This window comes from Brachybacterium sp. J144 (genome assembly GCF_036321705.1).
GTDB lineage: Bacteria > Actinomycetota > Actinomycetes > Actinomycetales > Dermabacteraceae > Brachybacterium.
Map to the genome: position 1 here is coordinate 142,305 of NZ_JAZDCG010000028.1, position 18,143 is coordinate 160,447.

Here is an 18,143-nt window from a genome sequence, read left to right on the forward strand (position 1 = left end):
GTGGACCCTCGTGCGACCTGCGATCACGCAGGTCTGGTTCGCCCCTTGTCGCTAGTGCCCCGCCCTGGAAGGCGGGAGATGCCGTTCGCGATGTGTCGGGGCGCTCATGTCCCGCGATCTCGCGAGGACCGCATCCCCCACTATCCGAGGACGCCATGAACGACGTTTCCCCTGCCCAGAATCCTGCCGTCGAGGACGAGAGCACGCCTGCCGCCCCCGTGGAGAGCACTGCCCCCGCCGACCAGGTGAGCGACGCGCCCGTCGAGCCGATCGCCCCCGCCCAGGACTCCGCCGAGGGCGACGCCCCGTCGGCGTTCGAGGCCCCCGCCGAGCCCGCGGCCCCCGCGAAGGCTGAGGCTGAGGCAGAACCCACGTTCGACGACATCGACCTGCCCCCGGCGCTGCGTCGCGCGGTCGATGACCTGGGCTTCACCCGCCCCTCCGCGATCCAGGCCCGCGCGATCCCCGCTCTGCTCGAGGGCCGTGACGTGATCGGCGTCGCCCAGACCGGTACCGGCAAGACCGCGGCCTTCGGCCTCCCCCTCCTCGCCGCGGTCGACCCCTCGCTCCGCGAGGTCCAGGGCCTCGTCCTGGCCCCCACCCGTGAGCTCGCGATGCAGGTCGCCGACGCGATCTCCTCGTTCGCCACCTCGATCGGCGGCCTCGAGGTCGTCGCCGTCTACGGCGGTTCCCCGTACCACCCGCAGGAGCGGGCCCTCGCCCGCGGCGCCCAGGTGGTCGTCGGCACCCCCGGCCGCGTGATGGACCACATGCGCCGCAACACGCTGCGCCTGGACACCGTGCGCTTCGCGGTGCTCGACGAGGCCGACGAGATGCTCCGGATGGGCTTCGCGGAGGACGTCGAGGAGATCCTCTCCCACTCCCCCGCGACCCGTCAGGTCGCCCTGTTCTCGGCGACCATGCCGCCCGCGATCGAGCGGGTCGCCCGCGACCACATGCAGGACCCGGTGCGGGTGAGCGTCACCCCGCAGTCCTCCACGGTCAAGAGCGTCCACCAGACCTTCGCCGTGGTGCCCTTCAAGCACCGCACCGGCGCGCTCGCCCGGGTGCTCGCGACCTCGGAGGCCGAGGCGGCGATCGTCTTCGTCCGCACCCGTGCCGCCGCCGAGGAGGTCGGCTCGGCGCTCGTCGCCCGCGGCGTGATCGCCGCGTCGATCAGCGGCGACGTCCCCCAGAAGGAGCGCGAGAAGATCGTCGAGCGCTTGCGTGACGGCTCCCTGCAGGTCCTGGTCGCGACCGACGTCGCGGCCCGCGGCCTCGACGTCGAGCGCATCGGCCTGGTCGTCAACTTCGACGTCCCCCGCGAGCCCGAGGCCTACGTCCACCGCATCGGCCGGACCGGCCGTGCGGGGCGCTCCGGCGAGGCGCTGACCTTCATCGGCCCCCACGAGCGTCGCGCGCTGAAGAACATCGAGCGCGCCACCAAGCAGACGCTCGAGGAGGCGGTCATCCCCACGCCGCGGGATGTCTCCAAGCACCGCCTCGCGACCCTGCTCACCCAGGTCCCCGAGCGCCGCGAGCGCGGCCGTCTCGAGCTCTACCGCGAGCTCGTGGGCGAGTTCGTGGCCGAGCAGGGCATCGATCCGCTCGAGCTGGCCGCCGTGCTCGGCGCGATGACCGTCGGCGACGAGGGCCCCGGCGCCCCGACCGAGGACGAGGAGTTCACCCAGCAGACCGGGCGCTTCGAGCGGGACGACCGCCGGGACGACCGTCGCGGCGGGGACCGGTTCGACCGCGGGGACCGCGGCTCCTCGCCCCGCACCGAGGCCGGCTACACCTCCTACCGCCTCGGCATCGGCCACTCCCACGGGGCGCGCCCGCCGGCCATCGTCGGCGCGATCACCGGCGAGGGCGGCCTCGACGGCAAGGACGTCGGCAAGATCCAGATCTTCGGCAGCTTCTCGCTGGTCCAGATCCGCGGCGGTCTCGACGACGAGCAGATGGGGCGCATCGGCAAGGCTCGCGTGGGCGGCCGCGCGCTGCGCATCGGCCCGGACTCCGGCCCCCGCGGCGGCAAGGGCGACCGGGGCGATCGCGGTGACCGCAGCTCCGACCGCGGCGGCTTCCGCTCGGGCGGCGACCGTGGTGATCGGGGCGATCGGGGCGGCCGACGCTTCGAGGACCGCCCCCGCCGCGACGGCGGGAAGTTCGACGCCAAGCGCAAGGGCTTCCGCCGCTCCCACGAGGGCTGAGACCAGCACGCGGCCCGGCATCCTCGGGATGCCGGGCCGGTGAGACGCAGAGGGCCCCGCACCGTTCGGTGCGGGGTCCTCTGTTCGTTGCGCTCTGTGCGCCGACGAGGCGGCGGGCTCAGCCCTGCTGCTCGGCCTGGGCGTCGGCGTAGGCCTTGCGGACCTCGTCCATGTCGAGGTTCTTCACCTGGCCGATGAGGTCCTCGAGGGCCGACTGGGGCAGCGCGCCGGCCTGGGAGAAGACCGGGATGCCCTCGCGGTAGGCGACGAGGGTCGGGATCGAGGTGACGCCGTAGCGCATCGCCAGCTGCTGCTGGTCCTCGGTGTCGACCTTCGCGAAGGTGACGTCCTCGTGCTTCTCGGACGCCTCGTCGTAGATCGGGGCGAAGCGCTGGCAGGGAACGCACCAGCCCGCCCAGAAGTCGATCAGGACGATGCCGTCCTCGACGGTGGTGTCGTGGTTCTCGGTGGTCAGGGTGACGGTAGCCATGTGCGCTCCAACGTCGTAGGGCTCGAAGTCATTCCCACTCTCTCACGGTGTGGGCCAGGTCATCGACAGCGGTGAGGAGACCCACTCCTCAGGCGTCCGCGGACGGGGCGGCGACCACGCGGACCAGCCGGTCCTCGGCGGGCGCCTCCCAGGTGCCGGCGTCGGCCGGGGCCTGCTCGCCGCTGCGGATGTCCTTCACCTCGTCCGCGGCGCCGTCGGCGCCGGGGAACCAGACGAAAGGGATGCCGCGGCGGTCGGCGTAGCGGATCTGCTTGCCGAACTTCGCGGCGGTGGGCGCGACCTCGCAGGGGATGCCACGGGCACGCAGGGCCCGGGCCACGGCCTCGCTCCGGCCGCGGCTCTCCTCCTCGCCGACGGAGACCAGCACGCAGGTGGGCACCGACCGGGTGGGGACGGCGATCCCCGTCGACAGCATCCGGGAGACCAGCCGGGACAGTCCGATGGACAGCCCCACCCCGGGATAGGTGTGGCGGTTGTCCGCCGCGAGACGGTCATAGCGGCCGCCGGAGCAGATCGAGCCGAGCGACTCGTGGCCCTCGAGGAAGCTCTCGAAGACGGTCCCCGTGTAGTAGTCGAGCCCGCGGGCGATCGACAGGTCGGCGAGGATCATCCCGGGGACGGCGGCCTCGACCCGCTCGATCACCGCAGTCAGCTCGGCGATGCCCTGCTCGACCATCTCGCCGGTCCCGCCGAGATCGCGCACCTGGTCGCCGAAGGAGGCGTCACGGGTGCGGATGGAGGCGAAGGCGAGGGCACGGTCTGCCTGCTCCGCGCTCGCGCCCGACTCGTCGACGAGCAGCGTCCGCACCGCCTCGGCACCGATCTTGGGGAGCTTGTCGAGGGCGCGCAGCACCGCGGTGTGGTCCTCGAAGCCGATCGCGCGGAAGAAGCCCTCGGAGAGCCGGCGGGTGTTCGCGTGGATGCTCACCTGCGGCAGCGGCAGCCGGGAGAGGATCTCCGCCATCACGATCGCGACCTCCGCCTCGACGTGCCCGGGCAGGGAGTCCTGTCCGATCACGTCGAGATCGGCCTGGTAGAACTCGCGGAAGCGACCGTCCTGCGGGCGCTCCCCGCGCCACACCTTCTGGATCTGGAAGCGTCGGAAGGGGAAGGAGAGATCGTTCTGGTGCTCGAGGACGTAGCGGGCCAGCGGCACCGTGAGGTCGAAGTGGAGCCCGAGGGTGCGGGAAGCGTCGGCGCCGGAGTCGTCGCCTCCGTCGTCCTCGGCGTGGAGGCGACGCAGGACGTACACCTCCTTGTCGATCTCCCCCTTGCGCAGCATCTGCTCGAGCGGCTCGACCGCCCGGGTCTCGATGCCGGAGAACCCGTGCAGCTCGGCGACCTCGCGGAAGACGTCCATCACGTGCTGCTCCACGAGCCGCTCGGCGGGGAGCCACTCGGGGAATCCGGACAGGGCGGCGATCTTCGCCATGCGGGGCACATCCTTCTCGGTCGCGGAAGACGGGAGCACCCATTATCGCCCGGACCTCCCGGGGGCACCGCGCGGACCGTGCCGAGCAGGCGGCCGCACCCCTGTAGAGTTCCGTGACGTGGTTCTCCCCGGTCGGGGCCAGGACCCCGTACCCGCCCGGCCGTCCCCGCGACGGCAGTGTCCCGCCCTGCAGCGGATCCCTTCGAAGGAGCTCAATCGTGAGCGAGTCCGAGACTCCCGTCCCCGCCTCCACCCCCGCCGATCCGGTCGCCGCCGCAGAGGTCGCGCCCACGGCGGAGTCGACGACGCCGGAGACCGTGCCCCCGGGCGAGACCGCCCCGAGCGTCGAGGCTCCGGCGGACGAGACCGCCGCTGCCGCACCCGCGGATCCGTCGGCCGAGCAGACCGAGTCCGCCGAGCCGACCGTGACCGCTGAGACGGACGACGCTGCCGCTGCCGACGCGCCCGAGGCCCCGGCGACGCCCGCCGCCGCCCCGCGTCCGTCGGCCCCGAAGCCCGGCCTGCCCTCCCCCGCCGCGCTCGCCGGCCGACGGGCCGCCGCGCCGCTGGTCCCGATCGCTCCTCCGGTCTCCACGCACGATCCCGAGGCCGTCGCCGCCGCCCGTGCCTTCGGCACCCTCGGCGAGGACGGCACCGTCTCCGTGCAGGACGGCACGCAGGTCCGCGCGGTCGGGACCAGCACCGAGTCCGATCCGGAGAAGGCGCTGGAGCCCTTCGTCCATGCCTACCTCGACCTGGTCGCCTTCCTGGACCTCACCCAGTCGACCCTCAACGCCCCCGAGCACACCCAGAACGAGCTCAACCGGCTCCTGGAGAACCTGCGCAAGAATATGAAGGAGCCGCAGGTCGTCGGCGACATCCCGGCGCTGCGGGCGCGCGCCCACGAGCTGCGCGAGAACGCCAAGGAGAAGATCCAGGCGCTCGAGGCGAAGCGGGCCGAGGGGCGCGCAGAGGCGACCCGGCGCCGCACCGAGTTCGTCGAGTCGATCGAGGCTCTCGTCGCGACCGATCCGGAGCAGATCTCCTGGAAGAACGCCGGCGACACCATGCGCCAGATGGTGCCGACCTGGAAGCAGATGCAGTCCGAGGACGTCTCCCTGGACCGTCCCACCGAGGAGGCGCTGTGGAAGCGGCTCTCCGCCGCGCGCGCGACCTTCGACCGCCTCCGCAAGCAGTTCTTCTCGCAGCTCGACGAGCGGCACTCCGAGGCGGCCACCGTTAAGGAGCAGCTCATCAGCCGCGCCGAGGCCATGCAGGACTCCACCGATTGGGGTCCGACGGTCCGCGCGTACAAGGACCTGATGGACGAGTGGCGCGCCGCCCCACGTGGCAGCCGCAAGAAGGACGACGCGCAGTGGAAGCGGTTCAAGGCCGCCCAGGACGCCTTCTTCGCCGCCCGCAACGCGGATCTCCACGAGACCGAGGCCGAGCAGCGCAAGAACCTCGAGGTGAAGGAGTCCCTGCTGGTCGAGGCCGAGGCCATCGACGCGGTGAAGGACCTCGACGCCGCCAAGGCCGCGCTGCGCTCGATCCAGGACCGCTGGGAGGAGGCGGGGAAGGTGCCGCGCGCGGACATGCGCCGCGTCGACGACCGCCTCCGCGCCGTGGAGCGTGCCGTGAAGGACGCCGAGCAGGCCGAGTGGCGACGCACCGACCCGCGTACCAAGGCGCGTGTCGAGGGGGCGTCCTCGCAGCTGCACTCGGCGATCGCCTCGTACGAGGAGGCCCTCGAGAAGGCCCGCGCGGGCGGCGATCCGAAGAAGATCGCCGAGGCCGAGGCCGCCCTCGAGGCCCGCAAGGAGTGGCTCGCCGTGATTGAGCGCTCGGCTCGCGACCTCGGCTGACCCCTCGCCCGGGGCGCGCCCGCACGGTCGCGTCCCCGGGCCGGGATCCTTCCTCCCCCGCCCCGCTCCGTCCACAGTGACGGGCGGGGCGTTGCCGTCCGCCGGGTCGCTTGCCACGCTCGGTCCATGATCTCCGTCGCTCCAGCCTCCCCGGATCCGCCGACGGCATGGGATCCCCCGGTGTTCGTCCGGCTGGGTCTCTGCGCCGCCTGGTCCTCCCATGCCGCTGAGCTCGCGGTCCCGCTCGGGGCGCAGCTCGAGCGCTGGCCGGAGAGTCCGGCCGTGGAGTCGATGGTGCGGGACGGTTTGCTCACCCGAATCCTGCCGGGCGTGCTGATGCCCCCGGATCTCCTCTCCGGCGCGATCTCGCGGGTCCTGGCCCTCGGCTGCGCGCTCGGCGAGCACCTGCACTCCACGCAGGTCGTGGCGGGCGCCTCTGCCGCCTGGGTGCTGCTCGGGGGCACGCCGCCCCACCCGGCGGAGCTGCTCTCCTCCGCGCACCGGATGGTCCTCTCCGGCGTGGTGGTGCGCACGGCCCGGCTGCTCCCCCGGGAGGTGGAGACTCTCGGTGGTGCGCCGCTGACGGTGCCGACCCGCACCTGCGTGGATCTGCTGCGCTTCGCTCCGGCCGAGAGCGCGGCGGCGCTCGTCGGCGCGCTGCTCGAGAGCGGTCACGTCACCGAGGCCGAGATCGCTGGCAGTCTGGGGCGGATCTCCTCGCGTCATCCCGGGCTGGCGCAGGCGCGGCTGCGCTTCGAAACCCTGGAACGGACCGGTACAGCGGCGGCGTGAGCGGCGGCACTCACCCCGCGGCGAGAGGCTCCCCCGCATTCACGGCCTTGCCGTCGGCCGTGACCCGATACACGTCGTACACGCCCTCGACCCGTCGCACCTGCGAGAGGACCGACTGCAGATGCGAGGGATCCGCGAGCTCGAAGGAGAAGAACGCCGTGGCCAGCCGGTCCGAGTTGGTCTGCGCCGAGGCGGACTGCAGGTTGACCTGCTGCTCCGCGACGACCATGGCCAGATCGGTGAGCAGCCGGGGCCGGTCCAGCGCCTCGACCTTGATGTGCACCAGATAGGCGGTGCTGTGCCGACCCGACCAGGTCACCGCGACGATCCGATCCGGCTGCTGCTCCCGCAGCTGCAGGGCGTTCGTGCAGGTCGCGTGGTGGACGGAGATCCCCGATCCGCGGGTGACGAAGCCGACGATCGGATCGCCCGGAACCGGGGCGCAGCACTTGGCGAGCTTCACCCACAGATCCGACTGGCCGTCGACCACGACGCCCTGATCGGTGTCCGCGATGTGCTGCGCCGAGCGCGAGGGCCGCGACTTCGCCCGCGAGGGCAGCGTCATCTCGGCGACGTCCTCCTCGGCGCCGATGGTGCCGCCGAAGGAGGCGCGCAGACGCTCCACGACGTGCTGGGCGCTCGTGTGCCCCTCCCCGATCGCGGTGTAGAGCGAGTCGACGGACGGCAGGTTCAGATCCGAGGCGACCGTGGCGAGGGTGTCGTGCGTGAGCAGGCGCCGCATCGGCAGGTCCTGCCGACGGAGCGCCTTGGCGAGCTCGTCCTTGCCCCGCTCGAGCGCCTCCTCGCGACGCTCCTTCGAGAACCACTGGCGGATCTTGCTGCGCGCCCGCGGCGATTTCACGAACCCGAGCCAGTCCTGGCTCGGCCCGGCCTCCGGGGACTTCGAGGTGAACACCTCGACCACGTCACCGGTGGACAGGGTCGACTCGAGAGATACCAGGCGGCCGTTGACGCGGGCGCCGATGGTGCGGTGGCCGACCTCGGTGTGGACGCTGTACGCGAAGTCGACCGGGGTGGAGCCCTGCGGGAGGGCGAGCACGTCCCCCTTCGGGGTGAAGACGTACACCTCTTGCGTGGTGATCTCGAAGCGCAGCGAGTCCAGGAACTCCCCGGAGTCGGTCGTCTCCTTCTGCCAGTCCATCAGCTGACGCAGCCACGCGGCGTCGTTCCCGATCGGTCGGGTCTCGCCGCCGCTGGACTGCCCGGCCATGGCCTTGTACTTCCAGTGCGCGGCGACCCCGTACTCGGCGCGGCGGTGCATCTCCCAGGTGCGGATCTGGATCTCCACCGGCTTGCCGGTGGGTCCGATGACCGTGGTGTGCAGCGACTGGTAGAGGTTGAACTTCGGCAGCGCGATGTAGTCCTTGAACCGGCCCTGCACCGGGGACCAGCGGGCATGCAACGTGCCGAGCACCCCGTAGCAGTCCTGGACCGTGTCGACCAGGACCCTCACGCCCACCAGGTCGTAGATGTCCGCGAAGTCCCGGCCGCGCACGATCATCTTCTGATAGATCGAGTAGTAGTGCTTGGGGCGCCCCGTGACCTCCGCCTTGATCCGCGCCTTGCGCAGGTCCTCGAGGATCTGCGAGGAGACGGTGCGGAGGTACTGGTCGCGGGCCGGTGCGTGCTGCGCGACGAGGGCCACGATCTCTTCGTAGACCTTGGGGTAGAGCACCTGGAAGGAGCGGTCCTCGAGCTCCCACTTCATGGTGTTCAGCCCGAGCCGGTGCGCGAGCGGAGCGTAGATCTCGAGAGTCTCCTTGGCCTTGCGCTCCGCGGAGGCGGCCGGCACGTACTTCCAGGTGCGCGCGTTGTGGAGACGGTCGGCGAGCTTGATCAGCAGCACCCGCACGTCGCGGCTCATCGCGACGATCATCTTGCGGACGGTCTCGGCCTGGGCGGCCTCCCCGTAGGTGACCTTGTCGAGCTTGGTGACGCCGTCGACCATCACCGCGATCACCTCGCCGAACTCCTCACGGAGCCGGTCGAGGGAGTAGTCGGTGTCCTCGACCGTGTCGTGCAGCAGCGCGGCGGCGACGACGTCCGCCGGGGAGCCGAGCTCGGCGAGGATCGTCGCGACCGACACCGGATGGGTGATGTACGGGTCCCCGCTCTTGCGCATCTGGCCGCGGTGGGCCTGCTCGGCGACGGTGTACGCCCGCTGCACGAGGGCGAGGGACTCCTTGGGGCTCGCCGCCGCCATGGTCTCCAGCAGCGGAGCCAGGAGCGGGTCGGTCACGGGAGCCGAGCGGCCGCCGAAGAAGGACAGCCGCGAGCGGGCGCGGCGCGGCAGGGTGCTGGGAGCGCTCCCCGGATCAGCCCCGGAGGGCGCGGACGAAACGGGCGAGACCGGTGTTCCCGGAGTGGCGGGCGCGGTCCCCTCCCGGGTCGCCTCGATCTCGGCACCCGGCCTCGTGGTCCCGCTCTGCTCCTGCACTGCGCACCTCCTGCTGGGAGGTCAAGTCTACGCACGCCCCGGGGTGGTCGCGTCCACGACAACTCGCTGGCGGATCAGCGGATCAGTTGGGGAAGGACCAGACCGCCGAGACGGGCACGTCGCCGAGCTTCTCCCGCCCGTTCAGGCCCTCGAGCTCGATGAGGAACGTGGCCCCCAGGATCTCCGCGCCGAACTGCTCCGCGAGCGCCATGGTCGCGGCGGCCGTCCCGCCGGTCGCCAGCAGGTCGTCGACCACGAGGGTGCGCGCCCCCGCGGGGAGGGACCCCTCGGGGATCTGGATCACGGCGCTGCCGTACTCGAGGTCGTACTCGAGGGTCGCCGGGTTCCCGGGCAGCTTGCCCGCCTTGCGCACGGGGACGAACCCCGCGCCGATCTCGTAGGCGAGCGGGGCGCCGAGCACGAAGCCACGGGCCTCGGTGCCGACGACGTACTCGATCCCCTCGGGGAGCCTGCTCGCCCAGTGGCGGATCACCGCGCGCAGCGCCGCACCGTCGCGCAGCAGGGGCGTGATGTCGCGGAAGAGCACTCCCGGCTGCGGGAAGTCCGGGTACTCGGCGATGTGGGTGCGGCGGAGCTCCTCGATCACCGCAGGGTTCACGGCGCCCTCCGAGTCCTCAGGGATGTCAGGGTTCTCGGGGGTGACGGTCATCGCTGTCCTCGTCGATCGGAGGTGCGCCGCCGACGGGTGGTCCGACGGGGCTGGGTGCGGGGAGCCGCGGGGCGGGATCCGCGGGTCGAGCCGGTGGCCCCACCGGCCGCGGCGATCTCGACCTCGTCCGCGTCGTCTTCCTCGTCCCGCACGTCCTCGCGCCCGAGGCCGTCGTCGGCGTCCTCGACCCGCGGCGCCGCCTCCACGACGGTGCCGGAGCGACGTGTCCGCTCGACGCGAGCGGTGTGGGCCCGGAGCTCGCTCTCGCCGCGCCGGAGGTCCACGAGCAGGCCCGGAGCGAGGAAGACCGAGGAGTAGGTGCCGGCGAGGATGCCGATGAAGAGTGCCAGCGAGATGTCCTTCAGCGTGCCGGCACCGAGCAGGAAGGCACCGATCACCAGGATCGAGCCGACGGGCAGCAGCGCCACCACGGAGGTGTTGATCGAGCGCACCAGGGTCTGGTTCGCCGCCCGCTCCACCTGGTCGGCGAAGCTGTGGCGCGTCTGCTGCAGGAGCCCCGAAGTGTTCTCGCGGACCTTGTCGAACACGACGATGGTGTCGTAGAGCGAGTAGCCCATGACGGTGAGGAAGCCGATCACCGCGGCCGGGGTGATCTCGAAGCCGCTGACCAGGTAGACGGCCGCCGTGACGAGCATGTCATGGACCAGGGCGATCAGCGCCGCCGCGGAGGACTTCAGGTTGCGGAAGTACACCGCCATGGTGATCGCGACCAGAGCGAGGAAGACGACCACGCTACGCAGCATCTTCTGCGTGATGTCGCCGCTCCACACCGGACCGATGTACGAGGTGGAGACGGCGTCGACCTCCACCCCGTAGGCGTCAGCGAGGTCGGCGGCGAGCTCCGCGGTCTGGGTCGAGTCGAGCTGGTCGGTCTGGACCCGGAGGGTGTTCTGGCCGAGCACCGTGATCTTCGGCTCGGAGTCGGGGAGCACCTCCCGCACGACCTCGCGGGCGGAGGTCTGCTCGGTGTCGGCGACCCCGGCGACCTGGAACTCGGAGCCGCCGGTGAACTCGATGCCCAGGTTCGGGCCGCGGAGCCCGGCGAGGGAGCCGAGCACCACGAGGACGATGACGCTGATCAGGTACCAGGTGCGGCGTCGACGCACGATGGGGACGACGCGTCGGCCCTCGTGCAGGTCGTTCCCGAGACGGGACAACACGGCGGTCATCGGCCCTCCTCCTCGGTGGTCTCGGCGCTGTCGGCGCTGGTGCTGTCCGGGTCCGGCGCCGGACCGCCGGGATCCTCCCCCGCGGCCCGCGTCTCGGCGGCCTCACGGGCGAGCCGCGCCTTGCGGGCGGCGAGGGGCTCGCGCTCGACGGTCCCCTCCTCCACCCGTCCGCGACGGGCGGGGCGCTCCGCGACCGAGCGGAACCGACCGCGGCCCGCATAGGCGGGGACGTCCCGGCCCAGCAACGCCGGATCGAGACCGCTCAGCGGATGGCCCTTCCCGAAGAAGCGGGTCCGCACGAGGGACTGCAGCAGCGGGTGGGTGAACAGGAACACGACCACGAGGTCGAGGATGGTGGTCACGCCGAGCACGAAGGCGAAGCCGCGCACACCACCCGTGGACAGTGCGTACAGCACGACGGCAGCGATCAGGTTCACCGCGTCGGAGGCGAGGATGGTCCGCTTGGCCCGGTCCCAGCCATGGTCGACGGCGGCGACGATCCCGCGCCCCTCGCGGATCTCGTCGCGGACCCTCTCGAAGTACACGATGAAGGAGTCGGCTGTGAAGGCGATCGCGACGATCAGGCCGACCACGCCCGCGAGGGACAACCGGTAGCCGATCTCCGGGATGTTCGAGAGGACCGTGAGGATGCCGTAGGTGAGGGCGCCCATGACGAGCAGGCTCGTGGTGGTCACGATCGCGAGCACGCGGTACTGGAAGAAGGCGTAGACGACCACGAGGGCGAGACCGATGAGCCCCGCGATCAGGCCCATCTCGAGCTGGTCGCTGCCGAGGGTCGCGGAGATCTGCTGCTCCGAGGCGACCTCGAACTCGAGCGGGAGCGCACCGAAGCGCAGCTGGTCCGCGAGCTGGCTGGCCTGCTCCTGGGTGAAGCTGCCGGAAATGGAGGCCTCACCGTTCGGGGAGGGCTCCTGCACCTGGGGCGAGGAGATCACCAGGCCGTCGAGCACGATGGCGAACATCGGGCTCGCCCCCTCGCCGTTGTACAGCGCGGAGGTCATGTCGGAGAAGGCCTGCGCACCCGAGTCTTGGAAGGACATGTTCACCACGAAGTACCCCGTGGCCTGGCCGGTGGGGGTGGTCTCGGAGCTGACCTGGGCGTTCTGGATCGAGGATCCGGCGACCACCTCGGGGCCGAGCAGGAACTTCTGGGTGCCGTCCGGGTCGCAGGCGACGACGGCCTCGTCCGGGGCCGCGTCCGCCATCTTCTCCTGCTGGGCACGGGGATCGGTGCAGTCCGCGGTCATCAGCTCGGTCTGCAGCTCGGGGGTGAGCCAGTCGAGCGACCACGCGGGGTAGGCCAGCTCGCCCTCGGCGGGCGGGGCGAGCGAGGCGTCCTCGCCGAGGGTGCCGGAGAACTTCTGCTCCGCGGGGTCGACGGGCGGGGCGGAGCTCTCCTCCGACGCCTCGCCCGCGCCGCCGGCGTCGGAGGCGCCGCCCGCGTCGGACTCCCCTCCGCCGTCGGACGCCGCAGGATCACCGGTGCCCTCGGGCGCCACGATCCCCAGCACGGGGCGGAAGGACATCGACGCAGTCTGGCGCAGCGCCTGCGAGGTGGCCTCGTCGAGCTGGCCCGGCACGTCGATGACGATGTTGGTGCCGCCCTGCACGGTGATCTCGGTCTCCGCCACGCCCATGGCGTTCACGCGCTGGGCGATGATCTGCCGCGCCTGCTCCATGGCGGTGGGATCGATCGCCGCGCCGTCGCTGGACTGCGCCTGCAGGATGATCTGGGTCCCGCCCTCGAGGTCGAGGGCGAGCTTCGGGGCCGGATCCCAGCCGCCCTTCCAGACTCCGGCGCCGATCCCGCCGCCGAGCAGCAGGATCAGCAGCGCGAGGGCGAGGAGGGCGATGCGGCGTGCGGGCATGGGGAGGCGATCCTCAGGGTGCGGCGGTGTGGGAGGGGGATCCGGTCGGGATCAGCGGTCGCGACGGTCCGCGTCGCGGGCGACGTCCTCGGTGACGGTCACGCCGGGCACCTCGCTCGCGGCGGAGGACCCCTCGGTGCGCTCCTGCTCGGAGCCGTCGACGGTGCCTGCGGCGACGGCCTGGTCCTCGGTGCCGGCCTCGTCCTCGGTCGGCTCCGCGGCGGGCTCCTCGACGGCCATGGCGATCGCCTGACGCGCCCACTTGCTCTGGGTGCCATCCTCGGACTCGAGCACCACGACGTCGTCGTACGCCTCCACGATCAGGCCGTAGAAGCCGGAGTGGGTGCGCACCTCGTCGCCGACGCCGAGCGCGCCGACGAGATCTCGCTGCTTCTGCTGGGCCTTGCGCTGCCGGCTCGACATCCACATCAGGGGCAGCATCATGACGGCGAAGATGAGCAGGAGGGGGAGGAGTTCCACGAGGTTCCTTTCGGCGGTGAGGTCGCCCCGTCGGGATCCCGGTCCCGGACGTGCGCCTGCCGCGGGCGACTGACCCGCCCACTGTACCCGCCACCGCCGCGCCGCCCTCCCAGGGGTGGCGCGTCGCTCAGAAGCGGCCCAGCATGGGGACCGCGCCCTCGGGACCTGCGGGCGGCTCGAGCCCGAGATGGATCCAGGCGGCGGGGGCCGCCGCACGACCGCGCGGGGTGCGGAGCAGGAACCCCTCCCGCACCAGATAGGGCTCGACCATGGTCTCGACGGTCTCGGTCTCCTCCCCCACCGCGACGGCGAGGGTGGACAGGCCCACCGGGCCTCCCGCGAAGCGATGGCAGAGCGCCGAGAGCACCGCACGATCCAGCCGGTCCAGCCCCCGCTCGTCGACCTCGTAGACCCGCAGCGCCTCACGCGCCGCGGCGAGGTCGAGGGCTCCGCTCCCCTTGACCTGTGCCCAGTCGCGCACGCGCCGCAGCAGCCGGTTGGCGATCCGCGGCGTGCCCCGGGAGCGGGAGGCGATCTCCGCGGCCGCCTCGTACTCGAGCTCGACCTCGAGTCGGATCGCCGAGCGGCGCACCACCTCGTGCAGCTCCCCCGGGGCGTAGAAGTCGAGGTGGCCGATGAAGCCGAAGCGGTCCCGCAGCGGGGCCGGCAGCAGCCCGGCGCGGGTCGTCGCGCCGACGACGGTGAAGGGCGGCAGGTCCAGCGGGATCGAGGTCGCGCCCACGCCCTTGCCGACCACCACGTCGACCCGGAAATCCTCCATGGCGATGTAGAGCATCTCCTCGGCGGGCCGGGCCAGGCGGTGGATCTCGTCGATGAACAGCACCTCGCCCTCGTCGAGGGAGGAGAGGATGGCAGCGAGGTCCCCGGCATGCTGGATCGCGGGACCGGAGGTGATGCGCAGCGCCGCACCGAGCTCGGCGGCGATGATCATCGCGAGGGTCGTCTTGCCGAGACCCGGCGGCCCCGAGAGCAGCATGTGCTCGGGGGCTCGGCCGCGCGCGGCGGCCGCGTCGAGGACCAGCGAGAGCTGCTCGCGCACGACCTGCTGGCCCACGAACTCCTCGAGCCGGCGCGGACGCAGCGCGGCCTCCGCGGTGCGCTCGGGCGGGAGGGACTCGGGGCTGGTGAGCGACGGATCGGCTCCCGGATCGGTCATCGACTGCCGCCCAGGTGCCGCAGCGCGGCACGCAGCAGCGCCGCGGCGTCCAGATCGGCGCCGCCGTCACCCTCGCGCACGCGGTCCACGGCGGCGGTCGCCGTCTTCTCGGGCCAGCCGAGTCCGAGTAGCGCCTCGACGACATCGGCGTCCACCCCGGGCCGGGCAGCGCCGCCCGGCTCCGCGCTGGCGGAGCCCGTCGCGGCCTGGGTTGCGGGGGCCGGCAGCTTCCCTCCCAGCTCGAGCAGCATGCGCGAGGCGACCTTGGGCCCGATGCCCGGGGTGCGGGTGATGGTCTTCGCATCCTGCTCGGCGACCGCCCGGCGGAGTTCCTCGGGGTCGAGCACGGCGAGGACCGCGAGGGCGGTGCGCGGGCCGATGCCGGAGACGGACTGGACGATGCGGAAGGTCTCCGCCTCCTCGGCGCTCGGGAACCCGAACAGGGTCATCGAGTCCTCGCGGACCACCAGCTCGGTGTGCAGGGTCAGCTCGGCGCCGTGCCGGGTGGAGGTCAGGGCCTGGGGCGTGGTGCGGACGAGATAGCCGACGCCGCCGACCTCGAGCACGAGGGCGTCGAGGTCGAGGCGGGCCACCCGCCCGGTCAGGGATGCGATCACGCCACCACCATAGAACGAGTGTTCGATCAGAGGCGGGAGGTGGAGCGCTCCCGGGCGCGTCGGGCCTCGCGCTCGGCACGGGCCCAGACCTCCTGGGCGCTGGTCCGTGCCGCGCCCGTCGCGTCGAGCGCGACCCCTCCCCCGCCGCGCCACAGCTGCGTGAGGGCGATCGCGACCGCGTCGGCGGCGTCGGCGGGCTGCGGCGGGGCGTCCAGGCCGAGCAGTTTCACGAGCACGGTCTGGATCTGCGCCTTGTCCGCGCGGCCGCTGCCGGTCACCGCCGCCTTGACCTCCGAGGGGGTGTGCATCGCAACCGGGATGCCGCGCTCTGCGGCCTCGAGGATCGCGATCCCCGAGACCTGCGCGGTGCCCATGACCGTGGAGGTGTTGTTCTGGCTGAACACGCGCTCCACGGCGACGGCGTCTGGGCCGTGCTCGTCGAGCGCGGCCCGCAGGCCCCGGGCGATGGCGAGCAGGCGCTGGTCGATCGGGTCGCCCGGGGCGGAGCGGATGACGCCGGCGTGGACCAGGCGGGCTCGGCGCCCGCCGAGGGCGTCGATCACGCCGATCCCGCACCGGGTCAGACCCGGGTCCACGCCGAGCACCCGCAGCATGGTCACTCGGAGTCGTCGAGCTGCGCCGCGACGTCGTCCGGGATGTCGAGGTTCGAGTAGACGTTCTGCACGTCGTCGCTGTCCTCGAGGGCGTCGATGAGGCGCAGCGCCTTCTGCGCTCCCTCGAGGTCCACCGGTGTGCGCATCGTGGGCACGAACTGCGCCTCGGCCGAGTCGTAGTCGATCCCGGCCTCCTGGAGCGCTGTGCGCACGGCGACCACGTCGGTCGCCTCGGAGAGGATCTCGAAGGAGTCGCCCTCGTCGGTGATCTCCTCGGCGCCCGCATCGAGAACCACCTCGAGCAGCGTGTCCTCGGTCAGGTCACCCTTGGGGACCGTCACGACACCGCGACGGGAGAACAGGTAGGACACCGAGCCGGAGTCCGCCATGTTGCCGCCGTTGCGGTTGAAGGCCAGCCGCACCTCCGAGACCGCGCGGTTCTTGTTGTCGGTGAGGCACTCGACGAGGACTGCGACGCCGCCCGGTGCATAGCCCTCGTACATGAGGGTCTCGTAGTCGACGCCGCCGCCGTCGAGCCCGCCGCCGCGCTTGACCGCGCGATCGATGTTGTCGTTGGGCACGGAGGTCTTCTTCGCCTTCTGGATGGCGTCGAAGAGCGTCGGATTGCCGGCGGGATCAGGGCCTCCAATACGCGCGGCGACCTCGATGTTCTTGATCAGCTTCGCGAACGACTTCGCGCGCTTCGCATCGATGGCGGCCTTCTTGTGCTTCGTGGTCGCCCACTTGGAATGCCCTGACATGTCTCTCCCTCCGACATCTCCCGCCACGTGCCGGCGGAATGCCGCCCCATTCTAGGGGCAGGGCCGAGGGTGCCGGTCCGGCGGGTGTCGGCGGCCTGCCGACGGGACGCCTCAGCCGCGGACGACGGGGGACGTGAGAGCGCCGATCAGCCGACGGTCGGCGGTGAGCCGCTCGAGCCGCTCGCGCTCCATCGCCCGCGTGCGCGCCGTCGGACGCCCGTGGAGCACGCTGTGCCGCTCCATGCCCAGCGCGATCGCGGTGCGCAGGAAGTCCCGCATCGCCATCCGGGCGATGGCACCGTGCCGGGCGGCCCAGCGCTCGGCGCGGCGGCGCCTGCCCATCGCGACGAGCAGGTCGACCTCCTCGGGGGAGAACCAGCCGGCACGGCCGTAGTCGGACAGCCGCCGGCGCAGGATGCGGCGCTCCCGCAGCCGCAGGAACAGGGCGATGCCGACCAGAAGCGCGAAGATCGGCACCTGCACCGTGACGTAGTACCGCAGGAAGCCGGCGAGCGGGGCCTCGGGATCGACGGGGAGGAAGAAGCTCGAGCCGTTCCACAGCGCATGCAGCAGCATGCCCAAGGACAGTCCCCCGATGCCGAGGCCGAAGTACAGCATCAGCGAGCGGCGCTCGGCGGCGATACCCAGACCCAGTCCGCACAGCGCGGTGAAGGAGACGTGGGCGAAGGGCGAGAGCAGCCCGCGCAGGAAGAAGGTCTGCCAGAAGACGGCGACCTCGCCCGCGGCCTGCGACTGATGGAAGGAGCTGCCGAAGTAGAGGATGTTCTCGGTGAAGGCGAAGCCGCCCGCGATGAGCGAGGCGTAGACGACGCCGTCGATCGGTCCTGCGATGTACTTGCGTCCCCAGATCAGCAGGGCGACGAGTCCGAGCGACTTCATCGCCTCCTCGATCACCGGCGCCTGGATGACCGCGCCGAGGAAGCTCGCGACGATGTCCGCAGGCTCCTCAGGGCTGATCCAGTTCTGGAAGGCGCCGCCGATCATGAAGGTCAGTCCCACCGAGCCGATCGCACCCCACACGAAGGCGTAGACGAGCGAGGTGCGGGGCTGCGGGGTGTAGCGGTCCAGCCACCACACGGCGGAGAACACCAGGGCGACCGGGACGAGCGCCGCGGTGAAGGCGACGAGTGAGGTGCCGAAGCCGAGCGGCAGGATCACCAGGAGATAGAGGACCACCGCGGTGGCGGCGAGTCCCAGGAAGACCAGCGCCCAGTAGATGATCCGCCAGAGGCGGGATCGCTTCCGTCGGGGCTCGCGGCCCGACCCGAGGCGCCCCGGGGCGCGCGGGTCGCTGCGCTCGATGTCGTAGCCGTACCCGCTGGATCCCGGACCGGACGGGCCGGTCCGCTGCGACGGTGCCCCCTGCGGGAGCGGTGCGCTCGGCACGCTGGGTGCCCCGGTGATGCTCATGCCGCCCTGTTCCTCCCGCTCCCCCGACCGGACCGTCCGATGG

The 18,143-nt window shown here is 72.0% G+C and carries 15 protein-coding genes; 3 read left to right on the forward strand and 12 right to left on the reverse strand.

Going from position 1 to position 18,143, the window contains the following annotated elements:
* Window positions 1-155 precede the first annotated feature (155 nt).
* Complete coding sequence (locus V1260_RS11100; protein ID WP_329746884.1) at window positions 156-2,213, forward strand: DEAD/DEAH box helicase; 2,058 nt, start codon at window positions 156-158, stop codon at window positions 2,211-2,213.
* A 118-nt stretch (window positions 2,214-2,331) separates the two neighbouring features.
* On the opposite strand, the gene trxA is transcribed toward V1260_RS11100, so the two are convergent.
* Together trxA and hisS are read right to left on the reverse strand one after the other, a co-directional pair.
* Window positions 2,332-2,703, reverse strand: coding sequence for a thioredoxin (gene trxA, locus V1260_RS11105; RefSeq protein WP_329746885.1), 372 nt, complete (start codon window positions 2,701-2,703; stop codon window positions 2,332-2,334).
* Between the two features lie 88 nt (window positions 2,704-2,791).
* Window positions 2,792-4,156, reverse strand: a complete 1,365-nt coding sequence (gene hisS / locus V1260_RS11110; RefSeq protein WP_329746886.1) for a histidine--tRNA ligase — start codon at window positions 4,154-4,156, stop codon at window positions 2,792-2,794.
* Window positions 4,157-4,374: 218 nt separating this feature from the next.
* On the opposite strand from hisS, the gene V1260_RS11115 reads away from it, so the two are divergent.
* Together V1260_RS11115 and V1260_RS11120 are read left to right on the forward strand one after the other, a co-directional pair.
* Window positions 4,375-6,021: a DUF349 domain-containing protein gene (locus V1260_RS11115; RefSeq protein ID WP_329746887.1), complete on the forward strand. Its 1,647-nt coding sequence runs from the start codon at window positions 4,375-4,377 to the stop codon at window positions 6,019-6,021.
* 126 nt (window positions 6,022-6,147) lie between these two features.
* Window positions 6,148-6,813 (forward strand): hypothetical protein, encoded by a 666-nt coding sequence (locus V1260_RS11120; RefSeq protein WP_329746888.1) that lies wholly within the window; start codon window positions 6,148-6,150, stop codon window positions 6,811-6,813.
* 10 nt (window positions 6,814-6,823) lie between these two features.
* Here the strand turns inward: V1260_RS11120 and V1260_RS11125 are convergent, their stop codons facing one another.
* The 10 genes from V1260_RS11125 to V1260_RS11170 form a co-directional block, all read right to left on the reverse strand.
* On the reverse strand, window positions 6,824-9,232 hold the full coding sequence (locus V1260_RS11125) for a RelA/SpoT family protein (RefSeq protein WP_442878156.1): 2,409 nt from the start codon (window positions 9,230-9,232) through the stop codon (window positions 6,824-6,826).
* Between the two features lie 121 nt (window positions 9,233-9,353).
* Entirely contained in the window at window positions 9,354-9,941 is a 588-nt protein-coding gene (locus tag V1260_RS11130) for an adenine phosphoribosyltransferase (protein WP_329746889.1), read from the reverse strand.
* Window positions 9,938-11,131: a protein translocase subunit SecF gene (secF, locus tag V1260_RS11135; protein WP_329746890.1), complete on the reverse strand. Its 1,194-nt coding sequence runs from the start codon at window positions 11,129-11,131 to the stop codon at window positions 9,938-9,940. Before secF ends, V1260_RS11130 begins: the two co-directional genes overlap by 4 nt.
* Complete coding sequence (secD, locus tag V1260_RS11140) at window positions 11,128-13,020, reverse strand: protein translocase subunit SecD (protein WP_329746891.1); 1,893 nt, start codon at window positions 13,018-13,020, stop codon at window positions 11,128-11,130. Before secD ends, secF begins: the two co-directional genes overlap by 4 nt.
* Before the next feature lie 51 nt (window positions 13,021-13,071).
* Window positions 13,072-13,500, reverse strand: coding sequence for a preprotein translocase subunit YajC (yajC, locus tag V1260_RS11145; RefSeq protein WP_329746892.1), 429 nt, complete (start codon window positions 13,498-13,500; stop codon window positions 13,072-13,074).
* Between the two features lie 127 nt (window positions 13,501-13,627).
* Window positions 13,628-14,677: a Holliday junction branch migration DNA helicase RuvB gene (ruvB, locus tag V1260_RS11150; RefSeq protein WP_329746893.1), complete on the reverse strand. Its 1,050-nt coding sequence runs from the start codon at window positions 14,675-14,677 to the stop codon at window positions 13,628-13,630.
* A complete protein-coding gene (gene ruvA / locus V1260_RS11155; RefSeq protein WP_329746894.1) occupies window positions 14,674-15,294 on the reverse strand; it encodes a Holliday junction branch migration protein RuvA in 621 nt (206 codons plus the stop codon). The genes ruvB and ruvA overlap by 4 nt, the downstream gene beginning before the upstream one ends.
* A 26-nt stretch (window positions 15,295-15,320) precedes the next feature.
* Window positions 15,321-15,908, reverse strand: a complete 588-nt coding sequence (gene ruvC / locus V1260_RS11160) for a crossover junction endodeoxyribonuclease RuvC (RefSeq protein ID WP_329746908.1) — start codon at window positions 15,906-15,908, stop codon at window positions 15,321-15,323.
* Between the two features lie 2 nt (window positions 15,909-15,910).
* Window positions 15,911-16,669 (reverse strand): YebC/PmpR family DNA-binding transcriptional regulator, encoded by a 759-nt coding sequence (locus V1260_RS11165; RefSeq protein WP_329746895.1) that lies wholly within the window; start codon window positions 16,667-16,669, stop codon window positions 15,911-15,913.
* 111 nt (window positions 16,670-16,780) lie between these two features.
* Window positions 16,781-18,100: a PrsW family intramembrane metalloprotease gene (locus V1260_RS11170; RefSeq protein ID WP_329746896.1), complete on the reverse strand. Its 1,320-nt coding sequence runs from the start codon at window positions 18,098-18,100 to the stop codon at window positions 16,781-16,783.
* Window positions 18,101-18,143 lie beyond the last annotated feature (43 nt).

What these genes read in the sequence shown, in the direction of transcription:
- V1260_RS11100 (WP_329746884.1), top strand. Translation starts at nt 156, where the DNA reads ATGAACGACGTTTCCCCTGCCCAGAATCCTGCCGTCGAGGACGAGAGC.
- trxA (WP_329746885.1), bottom strand. Translation starts at nt 2,703, where the DNA reads ATGGCTACCGTCACCCTGACCACCGAGAACCACGACACCACCGTCGAG.
- hisS (WP_329746886.1), bottom strand. Translation starts at nt 4,156, where the DNA reads ATGGCGAAGATCGCCGCCCTGTCCGGATTCCCCGAGTGGCTCCCCGCC.
- V1260_RS11120 (WP_329746888.1), top strand. Translation starts at nt 6,148, where the DNA reads ATGATCTCCGTCGCTCCAGCCTCCCCGGATCCGCCGACGGCATGGGAT.
- V1260_RS11130 (WP_329746889.1), bottom strand. Translation starts at nt 9,941, where the DNA reads ATGACCGTCACCCCCGAGAACCCTGACATCCCTGAGGACTCGGAGGGC.
- secF (WP_329746890.1), bottom strand. Translation starts at nt 11,131, where the DNA reads ATGACCGCCGTGTTGTCCCGTCTCGGGAACGACCTGCACGAGGGCCGA.
- secD (WP_329746891.1), bottom strand. Translation starts at nt 13,020, where the DNA reads ATGCCCGCACGCCGCATCGCCCTCCTCGCCCTCGCGCTGCTGATCCTG.
- ruvB (WP_329746893.1), bottom strand. Translation starts at nt 14,677, where the DNA reads ATGACCGATCCGGGAGCCGATCCGTCGCTCACCAGCCCCGAGTCCCTC.
- ruvC (WP_329746908.1), bottom strand. Translation starts at nt 15,908, where the DNA reads ATGCTGCGGGTGCTCGGCGTGGACCCGGGTCTGACCCGGTGCGGGATC.
- V1260_RS11165 (WP_329746895.1), bottom strand. Translation starts at nt 16,669, where the DNA reads ATGTCAGGGCATTCCAAGTGGGCGACCACGAAGCACAAGAAGGCCGCC.
- V1260_RS11170 (WP_329746896.1), bottom strand. Translation starts at nt 18,100, where the DNA reads ATGAGCATCACCGGGGCACCCAGCGTGCCGAGCGCACCGCTCCCGCAG.